This is a genomic window from uncultured Jannaschia sp. (assembly GCF_947503795.1).
GTDB lineage: Bacteria > Pseudomonadota > Alphaproteobacteria > Rhodobacterales > Rhodobacteraceae > Jannaschia.
This window is the reverse complement of the sequence record NZ_CANNEZ010000001.1, coordinates 1,347,705-1,368,731: the sequence shown is the minus strand read 5'-3', so window position 1 is coordinate 1,368,731 and position 21,027 is coordinate 1,347,705. Positions and strand designations below refer to the sequence as shown.

21 protein-coding genes are annotated in these 21,027 nt (G+C 68.9%); 12 read left to right on the top strand and 9 right to left on the bottom strand.

Going from position 1 to position 21,027, the window contains the following annotated elements:
* Positions 1-9: 9 nt before the first annotated feature.
* On the top strand, positions 10-597 hold the full coding sequence (locus Q0833_RS07265) for a hypothetical protein (protein ID WP_298431829.1): 588 nt from the start codon (positions 10-12) through the stop codon (positions 595-597).
* Positions 598-604: 7 nt separating this feature from the next.
* On the opposite strand, the gene Q0833_RS07260 is transcribed toward Q0833_RS07265, so the two are convergent.
* Entirely contained in the window at positions 605-1,282 is a 678-nt protein-coding gene (locus Q0833_RS07260) for a GntR family transcriptional regulator (RefSeq protein ID WP_298431826.1), read from the bottom strand.
* A 130-nt stretch (positions 1,283-1,412) separates the two neighbouring features.
* Here Q0833_RS07260 and Q0833_RS07255 point away from each other — a divergent pair, with 130 nt between their 5' ends.
* From Q0833_RS07255 to Q0833_RS07220, 8 genes are all read left to right on the top strand, one after another.
* Positions 1,413-1,700: a UxaA family hydrolase gene (locus Q0833_RS07255; RefSeq protein WP_298431822.1), complete on the top strand. Its 288-nt coding sequence runs from the start codon at positions 1,413-1,415 to the stop codon at positions 1,698-1,700.
* Between the two features lies 1 nt (position 1,701).
* A complete protein-coding gene (locus tag Q0833_RS07250) occupies positions 1,702-2,883 on the top strand; it encodes a UxaA family hydrolase (protein ID WP_298431819.1) in 1,182 nt (393 codons plus the stop codon).
* 100 nt (positions 2,884-2,983) lie between these two features.
* The gene (locus Q0833_RS07245; RefSeq protein ID WP_298431816.1) at positions 2,984-3,979 is read left to right on the top strand and encodes an Ldh family oxidoreductase; all 996 of its coding nucleotides are present in this window, start codon (positions 2,984-2,986) and stop codon (positions 3,977-3,979) included.
* A 363-nt stretch (positions 3,980-4,342) separates the two neighbouring features.
* A complete protein-coding gene (locus tag Q0833_RS07240) occupies positions 4,343-6,763 on the top strand; it encodes an FAD-dependent oxidoreductase (protein ID WP_298431813.1) in 2,421 nt (806 codons plus the stop codon).
* Positions 6,764-6,860: 97 nt separating this feature from the next.
* On the top strand, positions 6,861-7,439 hold the full coding sequence (locus tag Q0833_RS07235) for a nucleotidyltransferase family protein (protein WP_298431810.1): 579 nt from the start codon (positions 6,861-6,863) through the stop codon (positions 7,437-7,439).
* Between the two features lie 162 nt (positions 7,440-7,601).
* Entirely contained in the window at positions 7,602-8,777 is a 1,176-nt protein-coding gene (locus tag Q0833_RS07230; protein ID WP_298431807.1) for an ammonium transporter, read from the top strand.
* Between the two features lie 85 nt (positions 8,778-8,862).
* Positions 8,863-9,318: a cytochrome c gene (locus Q0833_RS07225; protein ID WP_298431804.1), complete on the top strand. Its 456-nt coding sequence runs from the start codon at positions 8,863-8,865 to the stop codon at positions 9,316-9,318.
* Positions 9,319-9,324: 6 nt separating this feature from the next.
* Positions 9,325-10,212: a cytochrome c gene (locus Q0833_RS07220; RefSeq protein WP_298431801.1), complete on the top strand. Its 888-nt coding sequence runs from the start codon at positions 9,325-9,327 to the stop codon at positions 10,210-10,212.
* A gap of 7 nt (positions 10,213-10,219) precedes the next feature.
* On the opposite strand, the gene Q0833_RS07215 is transcribed toward Q0833_RS07220, so the two are convergent.
* Both Q0833_RS07215 and lipA read right to left on the bottom strand, forming a co-directional pair.
* Positions 10,220-10,447, bottom strand: coding sequence for a hypothetical protein (locus tag Q0833_RS07215; protein ID WP_298431798.1), 228 nt, complete (start codon positions 10,445-10,447; stop codon positions 10,220-10,222).
* Positions 10,448-10,499: 52 nt separating this feature from the next.
* Positions 10,500-11,456, bottom strand: a complete 957-nt coding sequence (lipA, locus tag Q0833_RS07210; protein ID WP_298431795.1) for a lipoyl synthase — start codon at positions 11,454-11,456, stop codon at positions 10,500-10,502.
* Between the two features lie 99 nt (positions 11,457-11,555).
* Between lipA and Q0833_RS07205 the strand changes: the two genes are divergently transcribed.
* Positions 11,556-12,287, top strand: coding sequence for a VIT1/CCC1 transporter family protein (locus Q0833_RS07205; RefSeq protein WP_298431792.1), 732 nt, complete (start codon positions 11,556-11,558; stop codon positions 12,285-12,287).
* 7 nt (positions 12,288-12,294) lie between these two features.
* On the opposite strand, the gene speB is transcribed toward Q0833_RS07205, so the two are convergent.
* The gene (gene speB, locus Q0833_RS07200) at positions 12,295-13,254 is read right to left on the bottom strand and encodes an agmatinase (protein WP_298431789.1); all 960 of its coding nucleotides are present in this window, start codon (positions 13,252-13,254) and stop codon (positions 12,295-12,297) included.
* Positions 13,255-13,342: 88 nt separating this feature from the next.
* Between speB and Q0833_RS07195 the strand changes: the two genes are divergently transcribed.
* Positions 13,343-13,843: a flavin reductase family protein gene (locus tag Q0833_RS07195; RefSeq protein ID WP_298431786.1), complete on the top strand. Its 501-nt coding sequence runs from the start codon at positions 13,343-13,345 to the stop codon at positions 13,841-13,843.
* Between the two features lie 6 nt (positions 13,844-13,849).
* On the opposite strand, the gene Q0833_RS07190 is transcribed toward Q0833_RS07195, so the two are convergent.
* The 3 genes from Q0833_RS07190 to cysS are packed head-to-tail and all read right to left on the bottom strand — an operon-like array spanning position 13,850 to position 17,537.
* The gene (locus Q0833_RS07190) at positions 13,850-14,599 is read right to left on the bottom strand and encodes a squalene/phytoene synthase family protein (protein WP_298431783.1); all 750 of its coding nucleotides are present in this window, start codon (positions 14,597-14,599) and stop codon (positions 13,850-13,852) included.
* Positions 14,596-16,191 carry a citramalate synthase gene (gene cimA, locus Q0833_RS07185; protein WP_298431778.1) on the bottom strand — a complete coding sequence of 532 codons (1,596 nt, stop codon included), beginning with the start codon at positions 16,189-16,191 and terminating at the stop codon, positions 14,596-14,598. Before cimA ends, Q0833_RS07190 begins: the two co-directional genes overlap by 4 nt.
* Positions 16,188-17,537 carry a cysteine--tRNA ligase gene (gene cysS, locus Q0833_RS07180; RefSeq protein ID WP_298431775.1) on the bottom strand — a complete coding sequence of 450 codons (1,350 nt, stop codon included), beginning with the start codon at positions 17,535-17,537 and terminating at the stop codon, positions 16,188-16,190. The genes cimA and cysS overlap by 4 nt, the downstream gene beginning before the upstream one ends.
* Before the next feature lie 208 nt (positions 17,538-17,745).
* On the opposite strand from cysS, the gene Q0833_RS07175 reads away from it, so the two are divergent.
* Complete coding sequence (locus Q0833_RS07175; RefSeq protein ID WP_298431772.1) at positions 17,746-18,567, top strand: oxaloacetate decarboxylase; 822 nt, start codon at positions 17,746-17,748, stop codon at positions 18,565-18,567.
* Here the strand turns inward: Q0833_RS07175 and eda are convergent.
* A complete protein-coding gene (gene eda / locus Q0833_RS07170) occupies positions 18,564-19,196 on the bottom strand; it encodes a bifunctional 4-hydroxy-2-oxoglutarate aldolase/2-dehydro-3-deoxy-phosphogluconate aldolase (RefSeq protein ID WP_298431770.1) in 633 nt (210 codons plus the stop codon). The genes Q0833_RS07175 and eda overlap by 4 nt on opposite strands.
* A 19-nt stretch (positions 19,197-19,215) precedes the next feature.
* Positions 19,216-21,021 carry a phosphogluconate dehydratase gene (gene edd / locus Q0833_RS07165; RefSeq protein WP_298431767.1) on the bottom strand — a complete coding sequence of 602 codons (1,806 nt, stop codon included), beginning with the start codon at positions 21,019-21,021 and terminating at the stop codon, positions 19,216-19,218.
* Positions 21,022-21,027 lie beyond the last annotated feature (6 nt).

The window sequence follows — 21,027 nt, the reverse complement described above, 5'->3', positions numbered from 1 at the left end:
CCAAAGGGCATGTCGGGCGCGGCTCCGCGCGACAGCGGGATCGTGTTGGTCGAACTGCTCGCCGCGCTGTCGATCGTGGCGATCATGTCGGCGATGATGGCCGGCATCCTCGGGCAGATGCGGACGGTCGCGGGCATGGGCGACGCGGTGGCGACGCGGGGCCAGATGGCGGCAGCGGTCGATCACGTGGCGCGGACCGTCACAGGCGCCCGCCCCATCCCCCTGCGCGTTGCAGGCGAGGCCGCGGCGGCGTCCAACGCGCCCGTCTTGCTCGGCACCGAGGACGCGCTCCGCTTCGTCGCGGTGACACGGCGCGGCTTCGGGACGTTGGGCCTGAGCGAAGTGACGCTTGCGCTGCGACGTGGCGGGGACGGGCTCGCCCTGGTCCAGACGCTGCGAGCGACGACCGGGTCGCAGGTGGCCGACGTCACGGTAATCGACGGGCTGACGGCGGGGCGCTTCGTCTATCTCGACTCCGATGGCACGCCCGTCGAGACGTGGTCCGGCACGGACCTGCCGTTGGGCGTGCGCATTGCCCTTTCGGGCGGGACACCGGCACGGCCGGTCGAGGTCACGGGCTTCGCCGGGTTCGACTAAGCCCGGCTCAGCGCAGATCGACGGCGTAGCTCAGCCCGTCCATCGCATAGGTGCAGTGACGCAGCTCGGTCACGACGCCCGCCACGTCCGCTGCCGTTCGCCGGATGACCAGAAGCGGATCGCCGGCCGCAACGTCGAGCCCCGCCTGCCCCGCCGTCGACACGGCTGGCGCCAGCGTCTCCGACGCCGTCAGGATCGCGACACCGTAGGCCCGCTGGTAGAACGGGTAGAGCGCGTTGGCCGGCGTCTCGCGTTCGCCCAAGCCCGGAAAGCGCGGTGCGGCCACCGTGACGATCTCGCGCGCGGCGAGGCGGCCGCCGATCCGGCGGAGCCGGTCGATCTCGTAGACCTCGCCCGCCTCGAGGGCCGCCTCCGCGGCCGTGGCCGCGCGGCGTGTCACCGATTGCCGTTCGAGGATCGGGGTGACCAGATCGCCCTGCGCATCCCGCAGCCGGAAGAAGTGAAAGAGCGCGCTTTCGTCGGTCGAAACCGCGACGAAGGTCCCACGCCCCTGCCGGCGCTCGAGGATGCCCCGCGCCTCGAGAAGCGACAGCGCCTTGCGCGCCGTGCCTTGGCTGGCACCGTATTCCGCGCCGATTACCGTTTCGGACGGCAGCATCTGGCCCGGCGAAAGGTCGCCGCGCGCGATACGTCCCGTCAGATCGCTCAGAATTCGTTGATACAAAGGTTCGGCCTGCATGACCCCTGCCCTATCGCGACTCCGCCGCTCACTCAAGTCCTGTATCATTGGTCTTGTATAAGACTTCGGATGGGCGTAGGTCGAGCCACGACTCACAGCACCCAGGGAGGATGAGATGAGCAAACCCCAGCTTCTGGTCCACGATCAGGCCGACAATGTCGGCGTCGTCGTGGTCGAGGGTCTGACCGCGGGCACCGACATGCTCTGCGTCGTCACCCACGACAATTCCGACTTCCGCCTGACGGCCAAGGCCGACATCCCCATCGGTCACAAGGTCGCGCTGAAGGACCTGTCCGAAGGCGACACGGTCATCAAATACGGCGAAGACATCGGCAAGATGGTCGGACCCGCCGAGACGGGCGGCCACGTCCATACCCACAACTGCAAAACGAAGAGGTGGTAAGATGCCGTTCGACGCAACAAACCGCATGGTCAATGCCTGGCGCCGTGAGAATGGCCGCGTAGGCGTCCGCAACCACGTCGTCATCCTGCCCGTCGACGACATCTCGAACGCCGCCTGCGAGGCGGTGGCGAATAACGTCAAGGGCACCATGGCGATCCCGCACGCCTATGGCCGTCTCCAGTTCGGCGAAGATCTCGAGCTGCACTTCCGCACGATGATCGGCACCGGGTCCAACCCGAACGTCGCCGCCGTCGTGGTCATCGGGATCGAGCCCGGCTGGACCAAGATCATCGCCGACGGCATCCGCGAGACCGGCAAGCCCGTCGCCGAGTTCTCGATCGAGCAGAACGGCGATTTCGAGACGATCCGCGCCGCGTCGTGGAAGGCCAAGGAGTTCGTCCACTGGGCCTCGGAGCTCCAGAAGGAGCCCTGCCCGCTGACCGAGCTCTGGGTTTCGACCAAGTGCGGCGAGAGCGACACGACCACCGGTCTGTCGTCCTGCCCGACCGTCGGCAACATGTACGACAAGCTGATCCCGCACGGTCTCTACGGCTGCTTCGGCGAAACCTCCGAGATCACCGGAGCCGAACATATCTGCGAAAAGCGCGCCGCCTCGCCCGAGGCCGCCGAGAACTTCATGCGGATCTTCAAGGCCTACGCCGACGACGTGATCTTCGCGCACCAGACCGACGACCTGTCGGACAGCCAGCCCACCAAGGGCAACATCCTGGGCGGTCTGACGACGATCGAGGAGAAGGCCTTGGGCAATCTCGAGAAGATCGGGCGCGAGTGCACCTATCTCGACGCGATGGGCCCGGCCGTGGCACCGACCAAGGGCCCCGGCCTCTACTTCATGGACACCTCCTCGGCCGCGGCCGAATGCGTGACCCTGATGGCCGCCGCGGGATACGTGATCCACACCTTCCCGACGGGCCAGGGCAACGTGGTCGGCAACCCGATCGTCCCCGTCATCAAGATCTCGGGCAACCCGCGCACCCTGCGCACCATGTCCGAACATATCGACGTGGACGTGACCGGCGTGCTGACCCGCGAACAGACCATCGACCAGGCCGGCGACGCGCTGATCGAGATGATCGAGCGGACCGCGAACGGTCGCATGACCGCCGCCGAGGCGCTGGGCCATGTCGAGTTCTCGATGACCAAGCTCTACCGCTCGGCCTGATTCCGCCGGGTCGCCCCGCACGGGGCGGCGCGATACACGACACGGGCCGTCCCCACCGGGGCGGCCCGATTCATGCATGCAGATTACGCGGAGCGCCCCCATGCCCGAGACCGTCGCCGTCACCGAACTCGAACGGCTCGCCACCGCGGCCTTCGTCCGCGCCGGGACCGCGCCCGACACCGCCGCCCGCGTCGGCGGCGCGCTCGTCTTCGCCGAGCGCGACGGTCAGGCCGGCCACGGGCTCAGCCGGATGCCCAGCTATGTGGGCCAGGTCCGCGCGGGCAAGGTCGACGGCATGGCCACGCCACAGGTCGCGCGCCCCGCGCCCGGACTGATCCGCGTCGATGCGCGGAATGGCTTCGCTTTCCCGGCGGTCGATGCGGCACTCGCCGCGCTGATCGAGACGGCACCCGCCCAAGGCATCGCCTGTGCCACCATCCACCGCTCGCACCACGCGGGCCAGCTCGGCCCGCATGTCGAACGGCTGGCCGATGCCGGTCTCGTCGCGCTGATGATGGTGAACACGCCCGCCGCGATGGCGCCCTGGGGCGGCAAGACCGGGCTCCTGGGCACCAACCCCATCGCATTCGGCGCACCGCGCGCGGATGCGATCCCGCTGGTGATCGACCTCAGCCTCTCGACGGTGGCCCGTGGCAAGGTGCTGGCAGCCCGCCGCACGGGTGCCGCGATCCCCGAAGGCATCGCGCTCGACCGCGACGGCCACCCGACGACCGATGCCGAGGCCGCGCTGGCCGGAACGATGGTCCCCGCGGGCGGCGCGAAGGGTGCGGCGCTGGCCCTGATGGTCGAGGTGATGGCCGCCGCGCTCTCGGGTGCGAAACTCGCGGGCGAGGCGTCGAGCCTCTTTGACGACAAAGGCGACCCGCCGGGCCTCGGCCAGACGATCATTGCCATCGACCCCGGCGCGGCCTCGGGCGGGGCATTCGCGGCGACGCTCGAGCGGCTGGCGACGGCGATCGAAGCGGATGGCGACGCCCGCCTGCCCGGCTCCACCCGGATGACCCGCCGCGCGCGGACCGAGATCGAAGTCGGCGACACCGCGCTGTCGGATCTGCGGGAGCTGGCGCGCGAGTAGGGCACCGGTGTTGTCCGCTCTCCGCGCTGCGAGAGGGCCCGGCCAAAGGACGCGCGCTGAATGCGACCGAGCCCTCGCCATCCGGCGAATTCGAGCGTTTACGTCGCTTCAACGCGGAACGGTCGAGAATATTCGTAAGAATATTCTCGACTGCACCCGGTGCGCCCGGACAGATCGACCCCGGCGCCCGCGGCAGGGTCCCGATGCCGGTCGCGTCACGTGACGGATCGGACCCGCGCCGTTGCGACGCCGCATGCGATCCCGCCGCTCCGCTCGAATCCGACCTCGCAGGTCGCATAATCCCTATCCGCGCGCCCGCCCCCTGCCCTAGCCTCGGGCAAACGGGAGCAAGGGGACCGGGACATGCAGGACAGCGCGCGCGTAGTCATCATCGGGGGCGGCGTCGTCGGCGCGTCGGTCCTCTACCATTTGGCCCGCGCGGGCTGGACGGACGCGCTGCTCCTCGAGCGCTCGGAGCTGACGTCCGGCAGCACATGGCACGCGGCGGGCGGATTCCACACCATCAACGGCGACCCGAACGTGGCCAAGCTCCAACAATACACGATCGAGCTCTACAAGGAGATCGAAGATCTGTCGGGACAGGCCACGGGCGTGCACCAGACTGGCGGCGTGCTGCTGGCCTCGACGCCCGACCGGATGGACTGGTTGAAATCCACCGCCTCGCGCGCCGCGTATCAAGGCATCGAGATCGAGATCATCACCCCCGAGGAGGCCCATGCCGCTTTCCCGCTGATGGATCCCTCGAAGTTCATCGGCGCGGCGCGCACGCAGGTCGATGGCCATCTCGACCCCTCGGGCACGACCTACGCCTACGCGAAATCCGCCCGCAAGCTCGGCGCCACCATCGAGACGCACACCCGCGTCACCGCGCTGACGCAGACCGCCGACGGCTGGCTGGTGCATACCGACAAGGGCGACGTCCGCGCCGAGCATGTCGTGAACGCCGGCGGTCTCTGGGCGCGCGAGGTCGGGCGCATGGTGGGGATCGAGCTTCCGGTGCTGGCCATGGAGCACATGTATCTTCTGACCGAGGACATGCCGGAAGTGGCCGAGATCAATGCCACGACGGGCAAGGAAGTGATCCACGCGGTCGATTTCGACGGTGAGCTCTACCTCCGGCAGGAACGGGGCGGGATGCTGATGGGCACCTACGAGAAGGCCTGCGTACCGTGGTCGCCCCGCGATACCCCGTGGGAGTTCGGGCACGAGCTGCTGCAGCCCGACATCGACCGCATCGCGCCGTCGCTGGAGGTGGGCTTCGACCATTTCCCGGCCTTCCAGACCGCGGGCATCAAGCAGATCATCAATGGCCCCTTCACCTTCGCGCCCGATGGCAACCCGCTGGTCGGCCCCGTGCGGGGCCTACCGGGCTTCTGGTCGGCCTGCGGCGTTATGGCGGGGTTCAGCCAGGGCGGCGGCGTGGGGCTGGCGCTGGCCAACTGGATGACCGACGGAGATCCGGGCTTCGACGTCTGGGCGATGGATGTCGCCCGCTACGGCGACTGGGCCACGCTCAGCTACACCAACCCCAAGGTGCAGGAGAATTACGCCCGCCGCTTCTCGATCAAGTTCCCCAACGAGGAGCTGCCCGCCGCGCGCCCCCACAAGACGACGCCGATCTACGACCGCCTTCTGGGGCTCGGCGCGCAGATGGGCGACAGCTGGGGCCTCGAGGCGCCGCTCTGGTTCTCGCCCGACGAGACGCGTGACGTGTTCTCGTGGCGCCGCTCGACCGATTTCGACCATGTCGCCGCTGAGGTCCGCGCCTGCCGCGAGGGCGTCGGGATCATGGAAATCTCGGGCTTCTCGAAGTTCACGGTCCGGGGCACGGGCGCGCGTGCGTGGCTCGACCGCCTGTTCGCCTGCAAGATCCCCGCGCCAGGCCGCATGGCCCTCGCGCCCCTTCTCAAGGAAGACGGCAAGTTGCAGGGGGACCTGACCATCTCGTGCCTGGCCGAGGATGAATTCTTCCTCGCCGGCTCCGGCATGGCCGAGGTGTTCTACATGCGCTGGTTCGAGACCCATCGCGGGGACGAGGAGATCGAGATCGTCAATCACGGTCTTGGACTGCTCGGCCTCTCGATCGCGGGACCGAAGTCGCGCGAGTTGATGCAGGCGGTTACGGGCGAGGATGTCTCGAACGACGGCATGCGTTTCATGCGCGTTCGGCGCATGGATGTCGGCATGGCGCCCTGCATCATGGGCCGCGTCAGCTTCACCGGCGATCTCGGCTACGAGATCTGGATGAAGCCGGAATACCAGCGCAGCGTATTCGAGCTTCTGATGCAGGCAGGCGAGCCCCTGGGGATCAGGCCGTTCGGTCTGCGCGCGCTCAACGCCATGCGGCTGGAGAAGAATTACGGCGGTTGGGGCAGCGAATATCGCCCGCTCTACGGCCCGCTCGAGGCCGGGCTGGACCGCTTCGTGGCCTACGGCAAGGAGGCGGAGTTCATCGGCAAGGCGGGCGCGGTGGCGGAACGGGACGCGGGCGGCGCGTTGCGGCTGCGCAGCTTCGTGGTCGAGGCCGAGGATTCGGACGTGATCGGGGACGAGCCGATCTATCTTGGCGACGATTGCGTCGGCTGGGTCACGTCGGGCGGGTTCGCGCACAACGCGGCGGCGTCGATGGCGCTGGGATATGTGCCCCGCACCGACGCGGATGCCGAGGGGCCGTGGTCGATCGAGGTTCTGGGCAAGCGGCTGCCCGCGCGGTTGCAGCATGCCCCGATCTTCGATGCGAACGGCGAACGCCAGCGCGGGTGAGCGACGCCGGGGGCGCTGCCCCCGGACCCCCGAGGTATTTCTGGCCAGAGGAGGCGGGGATGGTTAACGGGACGTGACCGCAGCCTCGGAAACCGCCATGCGCCCCATCCCCGCCATCCTCGTCCTCGCCGCGGGCGCGTCGTCGCGGATGCAGGGCGCCGACAAGCTTCTGGAGGAGGTGGATGGCACCCCGCTGATCCTGCGCGCCGTGCGGGCTGCCTGCGCCGTCTCTCCCGAGGTGATCGTCGCGCTGCCGGCCGGGGATACCCGGCGACGGGCCTGGCTGGGCGATACGCCGGCGCGGCTGGTGGATGTGGCGGACCGGGCCATGTCCGCGTCGATCCGGGCGGGCGTGGCCGAGGTGACGGCCGACGCGCTCCTGATCCACCTCGCCGACATGCCCGAGATCGATGCGGCCGCGTTGCAGGCCGTCGTGGACACATGGCGTCGAGGCGAAGGCTCGATCCTCCGGGCGACCGCCGCGGACGGGACGCCGGGTCAGCCGGTCGTCTTCGGCCGCGATCACTTCGCCGCACTGGCCCGCCTGACCGGCGATCACGGCGCACGATCTCTGCTGTCGGGTGCCGGAGTCTCGACCGTGGCCCTGCCAGGGCGCGCGGCGCTGACCGATCTCGACACGCCCGAGGACTGGGCCGCGTGGCGCAGCGCGCGCTGATTCACCGGCGCCCAATTCGCGGGCATCGTGCCGTCTGAGCGCACAAACGGCGCGCACATCACGCATCGCGACAATTTTCAGCACCCGGCCGCAGCCCTGCCTCTTTCAACGGCACCCGCCTCTCGCCACACGGCCGGGACACAGAAGGGGGAGAATACCGAAATGGTCGGAGCCGACACCGCCTGGATCATCGTCGCAACCGCGCTGGTCCTGTTCATGACATTGCCGGGCCTTGCGCTGTTCTACGGCGGGCTCGTCCGCGCGCGGAACGTGCTGAGCGTCTTCATGCACTGCTACGCCATCGCCTGCCTGATGAGCGTCCTGTGGCTTGCCGTGGGCTATTCGATCGCCTTCGGCGAGGGCAATGCGCTTTGGGGTGGGCTGGAGAAGGCGTTCCTTCTCGGCGTGACCGCCGACGACCTGGCAGGCACGCTGCCGGAGGTGCTGTTCTTCGCCTTCCAGATGACCTTCGCGATCATCACCCCCGCCCTCATCGTCGGCGCCTATGTCGAGCGGGTGGGCTTCGGCTTCGTCCTCGCGTTCTCGGGGGCGTGGATGCTGCTCTGCTACGCGCCCGTGGTCCACTGGATCTGGGGCGGCGGGATGCTGTCGGATGGCGGGATCTTCGGCGAGATCGGCGTGCGCGACTTCGCCGGTGGCCTCGTGGTGCACGAGACGGCAGGGCTCGCGGCGATCGTGGTGTCGGTCTTCCTCGGGCCGCGCGGCGACAAGACCAAGCCGCCGCACAATCCCGGCTACGTGATGATCGGCGCGTCGATGCTCTGGGTCGGCTGGTTCGGCTTCAATGGCGGCTCGCAGCTGGCCGCCGACGGCGGTGCCGCCATGGCGCTGACGGTCACCCATATCTCGGCGGCGACCGCGTCGCTGAGCTGGGCCATGTGGGAGCGGATCAAGTACGGCAAGGCCTCGCTGGTGGGCATCGTGACGGGCACCATCGCGGGCCTCGCCTCGATCACGCCCGCCTCGGGCTTCGTCGGCCCGGTCGAGGCCTTGGTGATCGGCGCGGTCGCGGGCGTCCTCTGCCAGGAGGCCGTGAACGTCATCCGCAACCTCCTGAAGATCGACGACACGCTCGACGTCTTCGCCGTCCACGGGGTCGGCGGTGTGTTCGGCACGATCATGATCGCGGTCTTCGGCGCGGGCACCTGGGGGGCCCAACTGGGCGGCATCGCGGTGGTCGGGATCTACACGATCGTTGTCACCCTGCTGATCGTGTTCGCAGTCAAGCTGGTCTTTCCGATCCGCGTTTCCAAGGACATCGAACAGGAGGGCCTCGACCTCGCGATCCACGGCGAGCAGGCGTACCATCCGGGGTGAGCCGCGCTTACCTTAGGTAAATCATTGGTTGATTTGGCATCGGGCCGGGCGCAAGCTCGGCCCGTTGTCTTATGGGAGTTACGTCATGAATCGTTCGACCATCGCGTTCGTCGCCGGGCTGTGCACCGTCGGAACCATCGCCCTCGCCGCGTCGCACGAGGCGCCGCCGCAGATCAAGGCGCGCCAGGGCGCCATGCAGGTCGTGGGCTACAATCTGGGTCTCGTAGGCGGCATGGCGCGCGGCGATGCCGAGTATGACGCAGCCACGGCACAGGTCGCCGCCGACAACCTCGTGGCGATGTCGATGTTGCATCTCGAGCCGCTGTTCCCGGCCGACACGCTAGGCATCGAGGGCACCCGGGCGCTGCCCGCCATCGCCGAGAATTGGGCGGGCTTCCAGGAGGACTGGGAGGCTTACGGCACCGCCGTGACCGCGCTGCAGGCCGTGGCCGGCGACGGGCTGGAAGGCGTGCAGGCCGCGATGGGCGATGTCGGCAAGTCCTGCGGCGGCTGCCACGACGACTTCCGCGTCAAGAACTGAGCCGGGATGCGGCGCCTGATCGCCGGGGCCGCGCTTCTGGGCGCGGCCTGCCTCTCGCTGGGTCTCTGGATCACGCGCGCCGACCCGCTGCCCGCGGGCATCTATGACGACCTCGCCGGGGACGCGGCACGCGGCGAGGCGGTCTTCTGGGCCGGGGGCTGCGCGTCCTGCCATATGGCCCCCGAAGCCGAGGGCGATGCGCAGCTCGTCCTGACCGGCGGTCAGGCCTTTCCGTCGGATTTCGGCACCTTCTACGCGCCAAACGTCTCGATGCACCCCGAGGATGGCATCGGCGCATGGACGGCGGACGAGTTCGCCAGCGCCGTGCAGCGGGGTGTCTCGCCCGAGGGCGCGCATTACTTCCCGGTCTTTCCCTATGCGGCCTACCGGCTCGCAAACCCGCAGGACATCGTTGATCTCTGGGCGTTCTGGCAGACGCTCCCCGCGGCCGAAGGCGCGAGGCCCGCGCATGACATCGCCTTCCCCTTCTCGATCCGGCGCGGCGTCGGCGTCTGGAAACAGCTTTACGGCTCGGCGGACTTCACGGGGCCGGGCCCCGAGGCGGATGTCGAGCGGGGCCGCTATCTCGCCGAGGCGCTGTCCCACTGCGCCGAATGCCACACACCGCGCACCGCGCTGGGCGGTCTCGACCGGTCGCGCTGGATGGCGGGCGCGCCGAACCCGTCGGGGCCGGGGCGCATTCCGAACATCACGCCTGCCGAACTGACGTGGTCCGAAGACGAGATCGAGGCCTACCTCACCGACGGGTTCACGCCGGAATTCGATGTGGCTGCCGGACATATGAGGCATGTGGTCGAGAACCTCGCCCGTCTGCCGGATGGCGACCGGGCGGCCATCGCGGCCTATCTCAAGGCGCTACCGCCCCGCGAATAGCTCGGCCTCAATCGATGCTGTCGGCGCGGTTCGCGAGGTCCTCGCGGATTTCCTCGGGCGTGGCGAGCCGTCTGAACACGCGCTCACCCAGAGTGCCGAAGACGATCCAGATCGCGAAGGCCGCGATCCACCAGACCCAACCGTCGGTGTTGAACAAGAGCAGCGCCCCGAGTGCCGTCCCGAGAAAGAAGATCAGCGCGCCGGCGACATGCGGGTTGAGAGGGCGTCTCCGCATCATCATGCCGCCGGTCTAACGGGAAATTGCGACGAAATCGGGCCCGCGCGGATCAGCCCCGGCCGAGGCGCTTCTCGCGCTCTGCCCGAAGGCGCGCGAAATCGTCGCCCGCATGATAGCTCGACCGCGTCAGCGGCGTGGCCGACACCATTCCGAATCCCTTGCCCCAGGCGGCCTTTTCGTAGCCCGCGAACTCCTCGGGCGTGACGAAGCGGTCGACCGCGTGATGCTTGGGCGTTGGCTGGAGGTATTGGCCGATCGTCAGGAAATCGATGTCGGCGGCGCGCATGTCGTCCATGACCTGCAAGACCGCCTGACGGTCTTCGCCCAAGCCGACCATGATGCCGGACTTGGTGAACATCGACGGATCCAGCTCTTTCACGCGCTGAAGCAAGCGCAGCGAGTGGAAGTAGCGCGCACCGGGCCGCACCTCGGGATAGAGGCCGGGCACGGTTTCGAGGTTGTGGTTGAACACGTCCGGCCGGGCCGCGACCACGACCTCCAGCGCCTCGGGGGCGCATTTGATGAAGTCGGGCGTAAGGATCTCGATCGTGGTGTCGGGCGCGCGCTTGCGGATCGCGCGGATCGTCTGGGCGAAATGCTCGGCCCCGCCATCCTCGACGTCGTCGCGATCGACCGAGGTAACGACCACGTGGTTGAGACCCAGCTTCTGCACCGCGTCCGCTACGCGTCCCGGCTCGAACACGTCGAGCGCCTCGGGCGGCTTGCCAGTCGCGATGTTGCAGAAGGTGCAGGCGCGGGTGCAGACCTCGCCCATGATCATCATGGTCGCGTGGCCCTGCGACCAGCACTCGCCCACATTCGGGCAGCCAGCCTCCTCGCAGACCGTGACCAGCTTGTGCTCGCGCATGATCTTCGCGGTCTGCTTGTAACCCTCGCCCACGGGCGCCTTCACCCGGATCCACGCAGGCTTCTTCGGCTGCGGGTTGTCGGGGCCGCGCTGCTTCTCGGGATGCCGCTCGGCGGGGATCTTCAGGTCGCGGGGCATGATGCCTCCTCAGGGCCGTCTCCCGTTTCATCTAAGCCGGACGGGGTCGCATTGCCAGACCGCCTTGACCGCACCCGAACAGGTCCCGATGCTCAACGGATGACCGACAGCGCGCTTGCCCGCCACAAGGCCGACGAACACCGCATCACGCCGCTGCAGGATTTCATCCGGCAGATCGTCTATGGCGGCAATGACGGCATCGTCACGACCTTCGCCGTGGTGGCGGGCTTCGCGGGGCTCGCGACCGACGGCACGGCCGAGGTGGGCGTCGTGGCGGTTCTGCTCTTCGGGTTGGCCAACCTCTTTGCCGATGCGACCTCGATGGGTCTGGGCGAGTTCCTGTCGTCGCGCTCGGAACAGGACGTCTACCACGCGATCCGCGCCAAGGAACGCCGCGAGATCGACGTGAACCCCGAGGCCGAAATCGCCGAGACGGTCGAGCTTCTGGAAGAGCGGGGCGTGGAACCCGCCGATGCCCGCGACATGGCCGCGATCCTGGCGAGAAACCCCGAGATGATGGCCGATTTCATGATGCAATACGAGATCGGGCTGGCCGACCCGACCGACGATGTGCCTTGGCTAAACGGGCTGGTGACCTTCGGCAGCTTCGTCGTCTTCGGGGCCGTCCCGCTCCTGCCCTACATCGCCGGCGGGTCGGGCACGACGAGCTTCACGCTCAGCTGCGTGGGCTCGGTGGTGGCGCTGATGGTGCTGGGCTTTCTGCGCTGGCGCGTTTCGACCGAGTCCATCTGGCGCTCGGTCGGCGAGACGCTGTTGGTCGGGGGCGCTTGCGCCGTCGTGGCCTTCGGCGTCGGGCTGGCGTTCCGCTGACCCCGTATCAGCGGCGCGTCCAGCCCCAAAGGCAGATCAACTCCATCACGACATGCGCCCCCGCGATGGCTGTCGCGCCCGTCGTGTCATAGGGCGGCGAGACCTCGACCACGTCGCCGCCAACCATGTTGATGCCCGCCAGATCCCGCAGGATCGCCGCTGCCTGCGCGCTCGACAGCCCGCCCCAGACCGGCGTTCCCGTTCCGGGCGCGAAGGCCGGATCGAGGCAGTCGATGTCGAAGGTCACGTAGCAGGGGCGGTCGCCGACGACGGCCTTGATCCGCTCGGCCACTTCGCCCGGCGGCGCCTCGTGGACGGCGCGGGCATCAATGGTCGTCACACCCAGCGTATCGGGGTTCACGGTCCGGATGCCGACCTGCACGCTGGTCGCGGGGTCGATCACGCCGGTCTTCACCGCCTTGTAGAACATCGTCCCGTGGTCGATCCGACTCATGTCGTCATCGGGCCAGGTGTCGGAATGGGCATCGAACTGGATCAGGCTCAGGGGGCCATGCGCCTCGGCATGGGCCTGCAGGATCGGGAAGCTGACATAATGGTCGCCCCCCATCGCGATGCAGCATGCGCCCTGCCCAAGGATGCCCGCGACGTGATCGCGCAGCGCCTGCGGGAAATCGGCCACCTTGGCGTAATCGAAGCCGACATCGCCGTAATCCGCGATGGCGAACTCATCGAGCGGCGAGTAGTCCCAGTAATAAGGCGGATCGAAGGGCTGGAGCGCGCTCGCCTCGCGGATGGCGCGAGGGCCGAAGCGCGTGCCGGGGCGATGCGTGACGGCCTGATCGAAGGGCACGCCGGTCACCGCCAGGTCGAACCCCGCGAGGTCCTTCGTGTAGCGCCGCCGGAAGATCGACGTCGCGCCCCCGAACGCGTTCTCGAAGTTCAGCCCCCGGTCACGATCGCGCGTGAATGCCCCGTCGACCTGATCCCGTGCGTCCTGCAATGCCATACCGTCACCTCCGACGCCGACGCAATCACGCCCGGCGCCCGAGGGAAAGCCTCTCGACACCGCCCCCCCATGCGTTAGGTGCCTGCCCATGCCCGACAGCCAACTACGCGCCGATTTCGTCCACGCCATGAGCCGGGCCGCCGCCACGGTCAGCATCGTCACGACCGACGGGCCGGGCGGGCGCGCCGGCGTCACCGTCTCGGCCTGGACCAGCGTGTCGGCGGATGGCGAAGCGCCCTCGATGCTGGTCTGCATCAACGGTGGCTCCTCTGCGGCCGAACCGATCCTCGCCAACGGGTGCTTCGCGATCAACGTCATGCATGACGACCAGTCGGACATCGCCGACACCTTCGCCAGCCGCGCGCCCGCGCCGGGCGGCGACAAGTTCGCCACCATCGACTGGTCGGTCGAGACCACGGGCGCCCCCATGCTCGACGCGCTGGCCGGCTTCGATTGCGAGCTGCAATCGGCCGAGAAGATCGGGACGCATCACGTCATCATCGGCCGCGTTCGCGCCGTGCGGGTGGACGAGGATGGCGCGCCACTGCTCTACGGGATGCGCAGCTACCTTCGGACCGAGCGGGCCTGAGCCCTCCTAGACCCGCCCCGTGATCGACGCACGGACGAGGCGCCACCGGCTGCCCGCGTCCGACAGCTCAGGCTGGACGTCCGGCGCATCGCGGAACGCAGTCAGAACCGCCGCCACGTCGGACAGCACGAAGAAGACGGGCCGCGCCGCCTTGGGAATCGTCGCGTCGCGAAACCGTCCGAGCGCGGCGAGCCCGGCCTCGGCCAAGCCCCGCACCTCCGCCGCCCGGTCGCCGGGCGGCAAGGGCGCGCGGCCCCGCGCCTCGAGGTTCGGCATCGCCGTCAGCCAGGACGCGATCCCGTGCGCCAGCCCCGCATCCCGCGCCGCCGGCGCATCGTCCGCCCCCGCAAGCCGCGCCGCCGTCCAGAGGAGGGTGCCCGATGTCCGGTCGAGATGGCGCAGGAGCGCGGCCGCATCCTCGGGGCGCGTCCCCTCGACGTCCCACATGCGCGCCGCGACCGCGTCGTCCAGCGCCCGCGCGCCTTCGCCGTCCAGCACTTCGGCCAGCGGCGTGACCACCTCGTGCCGTCGGACCTGGCCGCCGCCCGCGATCTCGTCCAGCGCGTCGCGCCACCACTGAAGGCGCATCTGCGCGATCAGCGGCTCCTGCGTGACCCAGGGCGCGCGCGCCACCTCGAGGTTGAAGGCATAGAGCGGAAAGAGCATCGCCCGCAGCCCCACCGGTGCGGCCATCACCGCCCGGAACCGCGCCGGGTCGCCCCGCTGCACGAGACCCGCGCAGGCGGCGACGGTCACTGCACCAGCTTCCAGCGCACCGCGTCGAGCAGTGCTTCGAAGGATGCATCCACGATGTTCGGGCTAACGCCCACGGTCGACCAGCGGCGCCCGGCATCGTCCTCGTGGTCGATGATGACGCGGGTGACGGCCTCGGTCCCGCCCTGCATGATGCGCACGCGGAAATCGGTCAGCCGCATATCCGCGATGCCGTCCTGATAGCGCCCCAGATCCTTGGCCAGCGCCTTCGAGAGCGCGTTGACCGGACCCCGGTCGCTGCCACTCTCGTCGAGGCTTTCGGACACGCTCAGCTTCTTCTCGCCATCGACCTTCACCACGACCACCGCCTCGGAGAGCGTTACCATCCGGTCGTACTTGTTCTTCCGCCGCTCGACCGTGACGCGGTAGCGCTTCACCTCGAACAGCTCGGGCATCAGCCCCAGCTCCTCGCGCGCCATAATCTCGAAGCTCGCCTGCGCCACGTCGTAGGAATAGCCGCGATCCTCGGCCTCCTTCACGCGGGTCAGGATGCGGCGAAGCTGATCCTCGTCTCCGTCGAGCCCGGCCTCGGCCAGCCGGCGGCGCAGGTTCGACAGGCCCGCCTGGTTCGACATCGGCACGATCCGCTGGTTGCCCACCGATTCCGGCGGCACGTGCTCGTAGGTCGTCGGATCCTTGAGGATCGCGCTCGCGTGCAGGCCCGCCTTATGCGCGAAGGCCGAGGCGCCGACATAGGGGGCCTCGCGCCGGGGTACGCGGTTGAGGATGTCGTCCAGTCGCCGCGAGGCGCGCATCAGCCGGGGCAGCGCCTCGGCGGTCACGCCGGTCTCGAACCGGTCGGCATATTCGGATTTCAGGACCAGCGTCGGAATGAGCGAGGTCAGGTTGGCGTTGCCGCAGCGCTCGCCCAGACCGTTCAGCGTGCCCTGGATCTGCCGCGCGCCCGCATCGACCGCCGCCAGCGTGCCGGCCACGGCCTGTTCGGTGTCGTTATGGGTGTGGATGCCCAGCCGGTCGCCGGGAATGCCCGCCGCGATGACTTCGGCCACGACCGCGCCGATCCGCGCGGGCATCGTGCCGCCATTGGTGTCGCAGAGCACGACCCACCGCGCCCCGGCATCCAGCGCGGTTCGGACGCAGGCGATGGCATATTCCGCGTCCTCGGCGTGGCCGTCGAAGAAGTGTTCGGCGTCGAACAGGGCTTCGCGCCCTTCCGCAACAAGATGGGCCACGGAATCGCGGATCGCGTCGAGATTTTCCTCCAAGGTGCAGCCGAGCGCCGTGCGGACATGGAACGGATGCGTCTTGCCGACGAGGCAGACGGCGGGCGTGCGCGCGTTCAACACCGCGGCCAGCACGTCGTCATTCGCCGCCGAGCGCCCGACGCGCTTGGTCATACCGAAAGCGGTCAGCGTCGCGCGCGTCTTCGGCGCATCGTCGAAGAACTCGCTGTCAGTCGGGTTCGCACCCGGCCAGCCGCCCTCAATATGGTCGATCCCGAGCGCATCGAGCATCCCCGCGATCTCGCGCTTCTCGGCGGCCGCGAACTGCACGCCCTGCGTCTGCTGCCCGTCGCGCAGCGTGGTGTCGTAGAGGTAGAGGCGTTCGGTCACACCACGCCCTCCAGCTTCGACGGATCGAAGCCTGGCCCCGCCTCCCAGCCCGCGCCCTTGCCGTCGGTCACCACGACCCCCGCCGCGACCAGCGCATCGCGCAGGGCATCGGCCCGCGCCCAGTCCTTCTCGGCTCGCGCAGTCGTTCGCGCTTCCAGCACCGCCTCGACGATCCCGCCGGGCTGCGCCTCGGCCCATGCGCCCATCTCGGGAACCAACAGCCCCAGCAGCCCCGCCGATGCCGCCAGCGTCGCGCCGTCGCCCGTCTTGGCGATGCGGTGCAGCTCCGCGATCACACCCGGTGTGTTAACGTCGTCGCGCAACATCTTGAGAACGCTAGAATCGGGCGTGCCGCCCTCCGTGGCAAGTTCCCGCCATTTCCGCAGGATGCCCTCGGCCTCGCGCGCCTTCGCCTCGGTCCAGTCCATCGGCTTGGAATAATGCGTGGACAGGAACACGAAGCGGATCACCTCGCCCGGCACGCCCTGGTCCAGCAGGTCGCGGACGGTGAAGAAATTGCCCAGCGACTTGGACATCTTGCGGCCCTCGACCAGCAGCATCTCGTTGTGCAGCCAGATCTGCGCGAAGCCCGCGCCGGGATCGGCGCAGCAACTCTGCGCGCGCTCGTTCTCGTGATGCGGGAACAGCAGGTCGTTGCCGCCGCCGTGAATGTCGAACGACGTCCCCAACAGCGCCTTCGACATGGCCGAGCACTCGATATGCCAGCCGGGTCGCCCCCGGCCCCACGGGCTGTCCCAGCCGGGCGTGCCGTCATCCGACGGCTTCCACAGCACAAAATCCATCGAGTCGCGCTTGTAGGGCGCGACCTCGACCCGCGCGCCCGCGATCATGTCGTCGAGCGAGCGGCCCGAAAGCTTGCCGTACCCGTCATAGCTGCCCACCGCAAAAAGGACGTGCCCCTCTGCTTCATAGGCGTTGCCGGACGCGATCAACCCCTCGATCATCTCGATCATCTGCGGGATGTACTCGGTCGCCCGGGGCTCGACATCGGGGGCCAGGTTTCCGAGCGCGGCCATGTCGTCATGAAACCAGCCAAGCGTTTCCTCGGTGATGTCGCGGATGTCGCGCCCCGTCTCGGCGGCGCGGGCGTTGATCTTGTCGTCCACGTCCGTGACGTTCCGCACGTAGGTCACGCGGGCGTAGTCGTGCCGCATCAACCGCGCCAGTACGTCGAACAGGATCACGTTCCGCGCGTTGCCGAGATGCGCACGGTCGTAAACGGTCGGCCCGCAGAGATACATCCGCACGTGGTCCGGTTCGAGCGGCGTGAAGGGCACGACCTCGCGGCGGAGGCTGTCGCGCAGGCGAATGGTGGGACGGTCCATGCCGGCCTTTCCGTGTTCGCGGGGATGGGGCCGGAGCGCGGTCGCGGACACCCGTCGCCCGCCGTTTGCACTGGCGGACGCGTCAGATGCAGATGATGCAGCGCGCGCGGTCCATGGCCGGTGGCGTAACATGGCGGCGCGCCGCGCCGCAACCGTTTGACACACCCGCGCGCGGCGTGTCCCCTTCGTCGCGAACAGGAGGCCCGACATGACCGATTTCCGCGCGATGCACGTCCCCGGCGACCCCTTCATCCTTGCGAATGCGTGGGATGTCGGCTCGGCGCGAATGCTCGTGGCCCTCGGCGCGCAGGCGATCGCGACCTCCTCGGCCGGGTTCGCCTTCACGCGCGGCCTGCCCGATGGCGGGCGCGTCGGGCGCGACGAGGCGATCGCCCATGCCGCCGACCTCGCGAAACATGTGGACGTGCCCATTTCGGCCGATCTCGAGGATGGCTACGGGCCCGATCCCATCGACTGCGCCGAGACGGTGCAGCAATCGGCACTGGCGGGGCTGGCCGGGTGCTGCATCGAAGATATCGCGCCCGACGGCACGGCCTATGAGTTTGCCGCGGCGGTAGCGCGGATCGAGACGGCGGCGCTGGCCGCGCGGCAGGCCACCCGCGACTTCGTGTTCTGCGCGCGGGCGGATGGCGTGATGACCGGCGCCTACGATCTGGACGAGGCGATCCGGCGGCTGCAGGCGTTCGAAGCGGCGGGGGCGGACGTCCTCTACTGCCCGATGCCAGGCGAAATGAACGACCTCAGACGGATCACCGCCAGCGTCTCCAAGCCGGTCAACGCACTGGCCGCCGGGCCGTGGACGCAATCCTCGCGGACGGACTTCGCCGAGGCCGGGGCCGCGCGCATCTCGCTCGGCTCGGCGCTCGCGCGCGCGACGCATCAGGTGATCCGCGACGCGGGCCAGGCGATGTTCATCGGCGGCGACTTCACCAAGCTCGGCGGAATCGGGTCGGGCGAGGTCGACGGCTATCTCCAGACCGGCGCGGGCTCGACGGCCGGTCTGTCCTAGGCCCGCGCCGCACGGGCCAGCGCCTCGATCGCGGCCCAGTCGCCCGCCGCCATAGCGTCCTTCGGGGCGACCCAGGATCCGCCGACACAGACCACGTTCGACAGCGACAGGTAGTCGCCCTTGTTGGACGGGCTGACGCCGCCCGTGGGGCACCACGCGATCTGCGGGATCGGCGCGCCGATGGCCTTGAGCGCGGGCGCCCCGCCGGAGGCTTCGGCCGGGAAGAACTTCAGCATGTCGTAGCCCTTTTCCAGAAGGGCCATCGCTTCGGTCGCGGTCGCGGCCCCCGCCAGAAGCGGCAGATCCTCGTCCACGCAAGCCTGCAGGAGCGTGTCGGTCGCACCGGGCGACACCCCGAAGGTCGCGCCCGCTGCCTTGGCCGCCCGCACGTCGGCAGGCGTCAGAAGCGTGCCCGCGCCGACCATCCCTCCCGGCACGTCGGCCATCGCGCGGATGCAGTCGAGGGCCGCGGGCGTGCGCAGCGTGACTTCGAGCGCGGGCAGGCCGCCAGCCACCAATGCCTCGGCCAAGGGGCGCGCCTGAGCGGCGTCGTCGAGCACGAGCACGGGGATCACGGGGGCCGCGGCAGCGATATCACGGGCGGCGCGGGACTGGTCGGCGGGGGTCATGGGCAAGGCTCCGGGTGGTTCAGATGACGATGCCGGCGCCCTGGTCGGCGGGACCGGCATTGGCACGGAAAAGCGCGAAAAGCTCGCGGCCGAGCCCCTCCTCGTTGGCGCTGAGGTCGGGGACCTCGATCTCTCGCCCCTCGACGCCTTCCGTGAGGCATTCGAGCCGTCCCGCCTTGGCGTCGTAACGCAGGATATCGCCGTCCCGCAGCTTGGCGATCAGGCCGCCATCCAGCGCTTCGGGCGCCACATGGATGGCCGAGGGCACCTTGCCTGACGCGCCCGACATGCGCCCGTCGGTGACCAGCGCGACCTTGAACCCGCGTTGCAGAAGCACCGACAGCGACGGGGTCAGCGCGTGCAGCTCCGGCATGCCATTGGCCTTCGGACCCTGGTAGCGCAGCACCACGATCACGTCGCGGTCGAGCGTGCCGGCCTTGAACGCCGCCTTGACCGCGTCCTGGTCGTGGAACACGGCGCAGGGCGCTTCGACCACCTGATGATCCTCGGCGACGGCGCTGATCTTGGTGACGCCCAGCCCCAGATTGCCGCGCATCTGCCGCAGGCCCCCGGTGGTGGCGAAGGCATCATGCGGCGGCTTCAGGATCTTGTCGTTCTGGCTTTCGCGGGGGCCGGGCGCCCAGTGCAGGCCGTCGGGTCCGAGCTTCGGCTCGCTCGCATAGGCCGAAAGCCCCTGCCCCGCCGCAGTCTGCACGTCTTCGTGTAGGAGACCCGCGTCGAGAAGCTGACCGATCATATAGGGCAGCCCGCCCGCCGCGTGGAAATGGTTCACGTCCGCAAGGCCGTTGGGATAGACCCGCGCCATCAGGGGTGTGACGCCCGAGATCGCGTCGAAATCGGCACAGGTCAGTTCGACCCCGGCGGCCCGCGCCATCGCGATCAGGTGGAGGACGAGGTTCGTCGACCCGCCCGTCGCCATCAGCCCGACCAGCCCGTTCACCCACGCCTTCTCATCCAGCACGTCGCAGACCGGCGTGTAGGCGTTCCCGAGGCCCGTGATCGCGGCCGCACGGGTCGCGGCGGCGTCCGTCAGCGCGTCGCGCAGCGGTGTGCCGGGGTTGACGAAGCTCGCACCCGGCAGGTGTAGGCCCATGAACTCCATCAGCATCTGGTTGGAATTCGCGGTGCCATAGAAGGTGCAGGTGCCGGGGCCATGGTAAGACGCCATCTCGGCGGCCATCAATTCGGCGCGCCCCACCTTGCCTTCGGCGAAGGCCCGACGGGTGGCAGCCTTCTCCTCGTTGGGCAGTCCGCTGGGCATCGGGCCGGCAGGCACGAAGATCCCCGGAAGGTAGCCATAGGTCGCCGCCGCGATGACGAGGCCCGGCACGATCTTGTCGCAGATCCCCAGATAGAGCGCGCTGTCGAAGGTGTTGTGGCTGAGCGCGACGCCGGTCGCGAGCGCGATTACATCGCGGCTGAAAAGCGAAAGCTCCATTCCCGCCTGGCCTTGGGTGACGCCGTCGCACATGGCGGGCACGCCGCCCGCGACCTGTGCGGTAGCACCCGCGGCGCGCGCGGCGGCCTTGATGCGGTCGGGATAATCCTTGAACGGCTGATGCGCGCTCAGCATGTCGTTATAGGCGGTGACGATCCCGATGTTCGGAACGCGGTCGGCGACGAGGTCGTCCTTCATCTCGCCCATCGCCGCGTAGGCATGGGCCTGGTTGCCGCAATCGAGGTGACCGCGCCGAGGTCCCTGCTCGGCCTGCTTCCGCATGCGTTTGAGATAGGCATCGCGGCGGTCGCGGGAGCGTTCGCGGATACGGTCGGTGATCTCGTCGATGCGGGAATCGAGCGGCATGAGCGT

What these genes read in the sequence shown, in the direction of transcription:
- Q0833_RS07265 (WP_298431829.1), top strand. Translation starts at nt 10, where the DNA reads ATGTCGGGCGCGGCTCCGCGCGACAGCGGGATCGTGTTGGTCGAACTG.
- Q0833_RS07255 (WP_298431822.1), top strand. Translation starts at nt 1,413, where the DNA reads ATGAGCAAACCCCAGCTTCTGGTCCACGATCAGGCCGACAATGTCGGC.
- Q0833_RS07250 (WP_298431819.1), top strand. Translation starts at nt 1,702, where the DNA reads ATGCCGTTCGACGCAACAAACCGCATGGTCAATGCCTGGCGCCGTGAG.
- Q0833_RS07245 (WP_298431816.1), top strand. Translation starts at nt 2,984, where the DNA reads ATGCCCGAGACCGTCGCCGTCACCGAACTCGAACGGCTCGCCACCGCG.
- Q0833_RS07240 (WP_298431813.1), top strand. Translation starts at nt 4,343, where the DNA reads ATGCAGGACAGCGCGCGCGTAGTCATCATCGGGGGCGGCGTCGTCGGC.
- Q0833_RS07235 (WP_298431810.1), top strand. Translation starts at nt 6,861, where the DNA reads ATGCGCCCCATCCCCGCCATCCTCGTCCTCGCCGCGGGCGCGTCGTCG.
- Q0833_RS07230 (WP_298431807.1), top strand. Translation starts at nt 7,602, where the DNA reads ATGGTCGGAGCCGACACCGCCTGGATCATCGTCGCAACCGCGCTGGTC.
- Q0833_RS07225 (WP_298431804.1), top strand. Translation starts at nt 8,863, where the DNA reads ATGAATCGTTCGACCATCGCGTTCGTCGCCGGGCTGTGCACCGTCGGA.
- Q0833_RS07220 (WP_298431801.1), top strand. Translation starts at nt 9,325, where the DNA reads ATGCGGCGCCTGATCGCCGGGGCCGCGCTTCTGGGCGCGGCCTGCCTC.
- Q0833_RS07215 (WP_298431798.1), bottom strand. Translation starts at nt 10,447, where the DNA reads ATGCGGAGACGCCCTCTCAACCCGCATGTCGCCGGCGCGCTGATCTTC.
- lipA (WP_298431795.1), bottom strand. Translation starts at nt 11,456, where the DNA reads ATGCCCCGCGACCTGAAGATCCCCGCCGAGCGGCATCCCGAGAAGCAG.
- Q0833_RS07205 (WP_298431792.1), top strand. Translation starts at nt 11,556, where the DNA reads ATGACCGACAGCGCGCTTGCCCGCCACAAGGCCGACGAACACCGCATC.
- speB (WP_298431789.1), bottom strand. Translation starts at nt 13,254, where the DNA reads ATGGCATTGCAGGACGCACGGGATCAGGTCGACGGGGCATTCACGCGC.
- Q0833_RS07195 (WP_298431786.1), top strand. Translation starts at nt 13,343, where the DNA reads ATGCCCGACAGCCAACTACGCGCCGATTTCGTCCACGCCATGAGCCGG.
- cysS (WP_298431775.1), bottom strand. Translation starts at nt 17,537, where the DNA reads ATGGACCGTCCCACCATTCGCCTGCGCGACAGCCTCCGCCGCGAGGTC.
- Q0833_RS07175 (WP_298431772.1), top strand. Translation starts at nt 17,746, where the DNA reads ATGACCGATTTCCGCGCGATGCACGTCCCCGGCGACCCCTTCATCCTT.
- eda (WP_298431770.1), bottom strand. Translation starts at nt 19,196, where the DNA reads ATGACCCCCGCCGACCAGTCCCGCGCCGCCCGTGATATCGCTGCCGCG.
- edd (WP_298431767.1), bottom strand. Translation starts at nt 21,021, where the DNA reads ATGCCGCTCGATTCCCGCATCGACGAGATCACCGACCGTATCCGCGAA.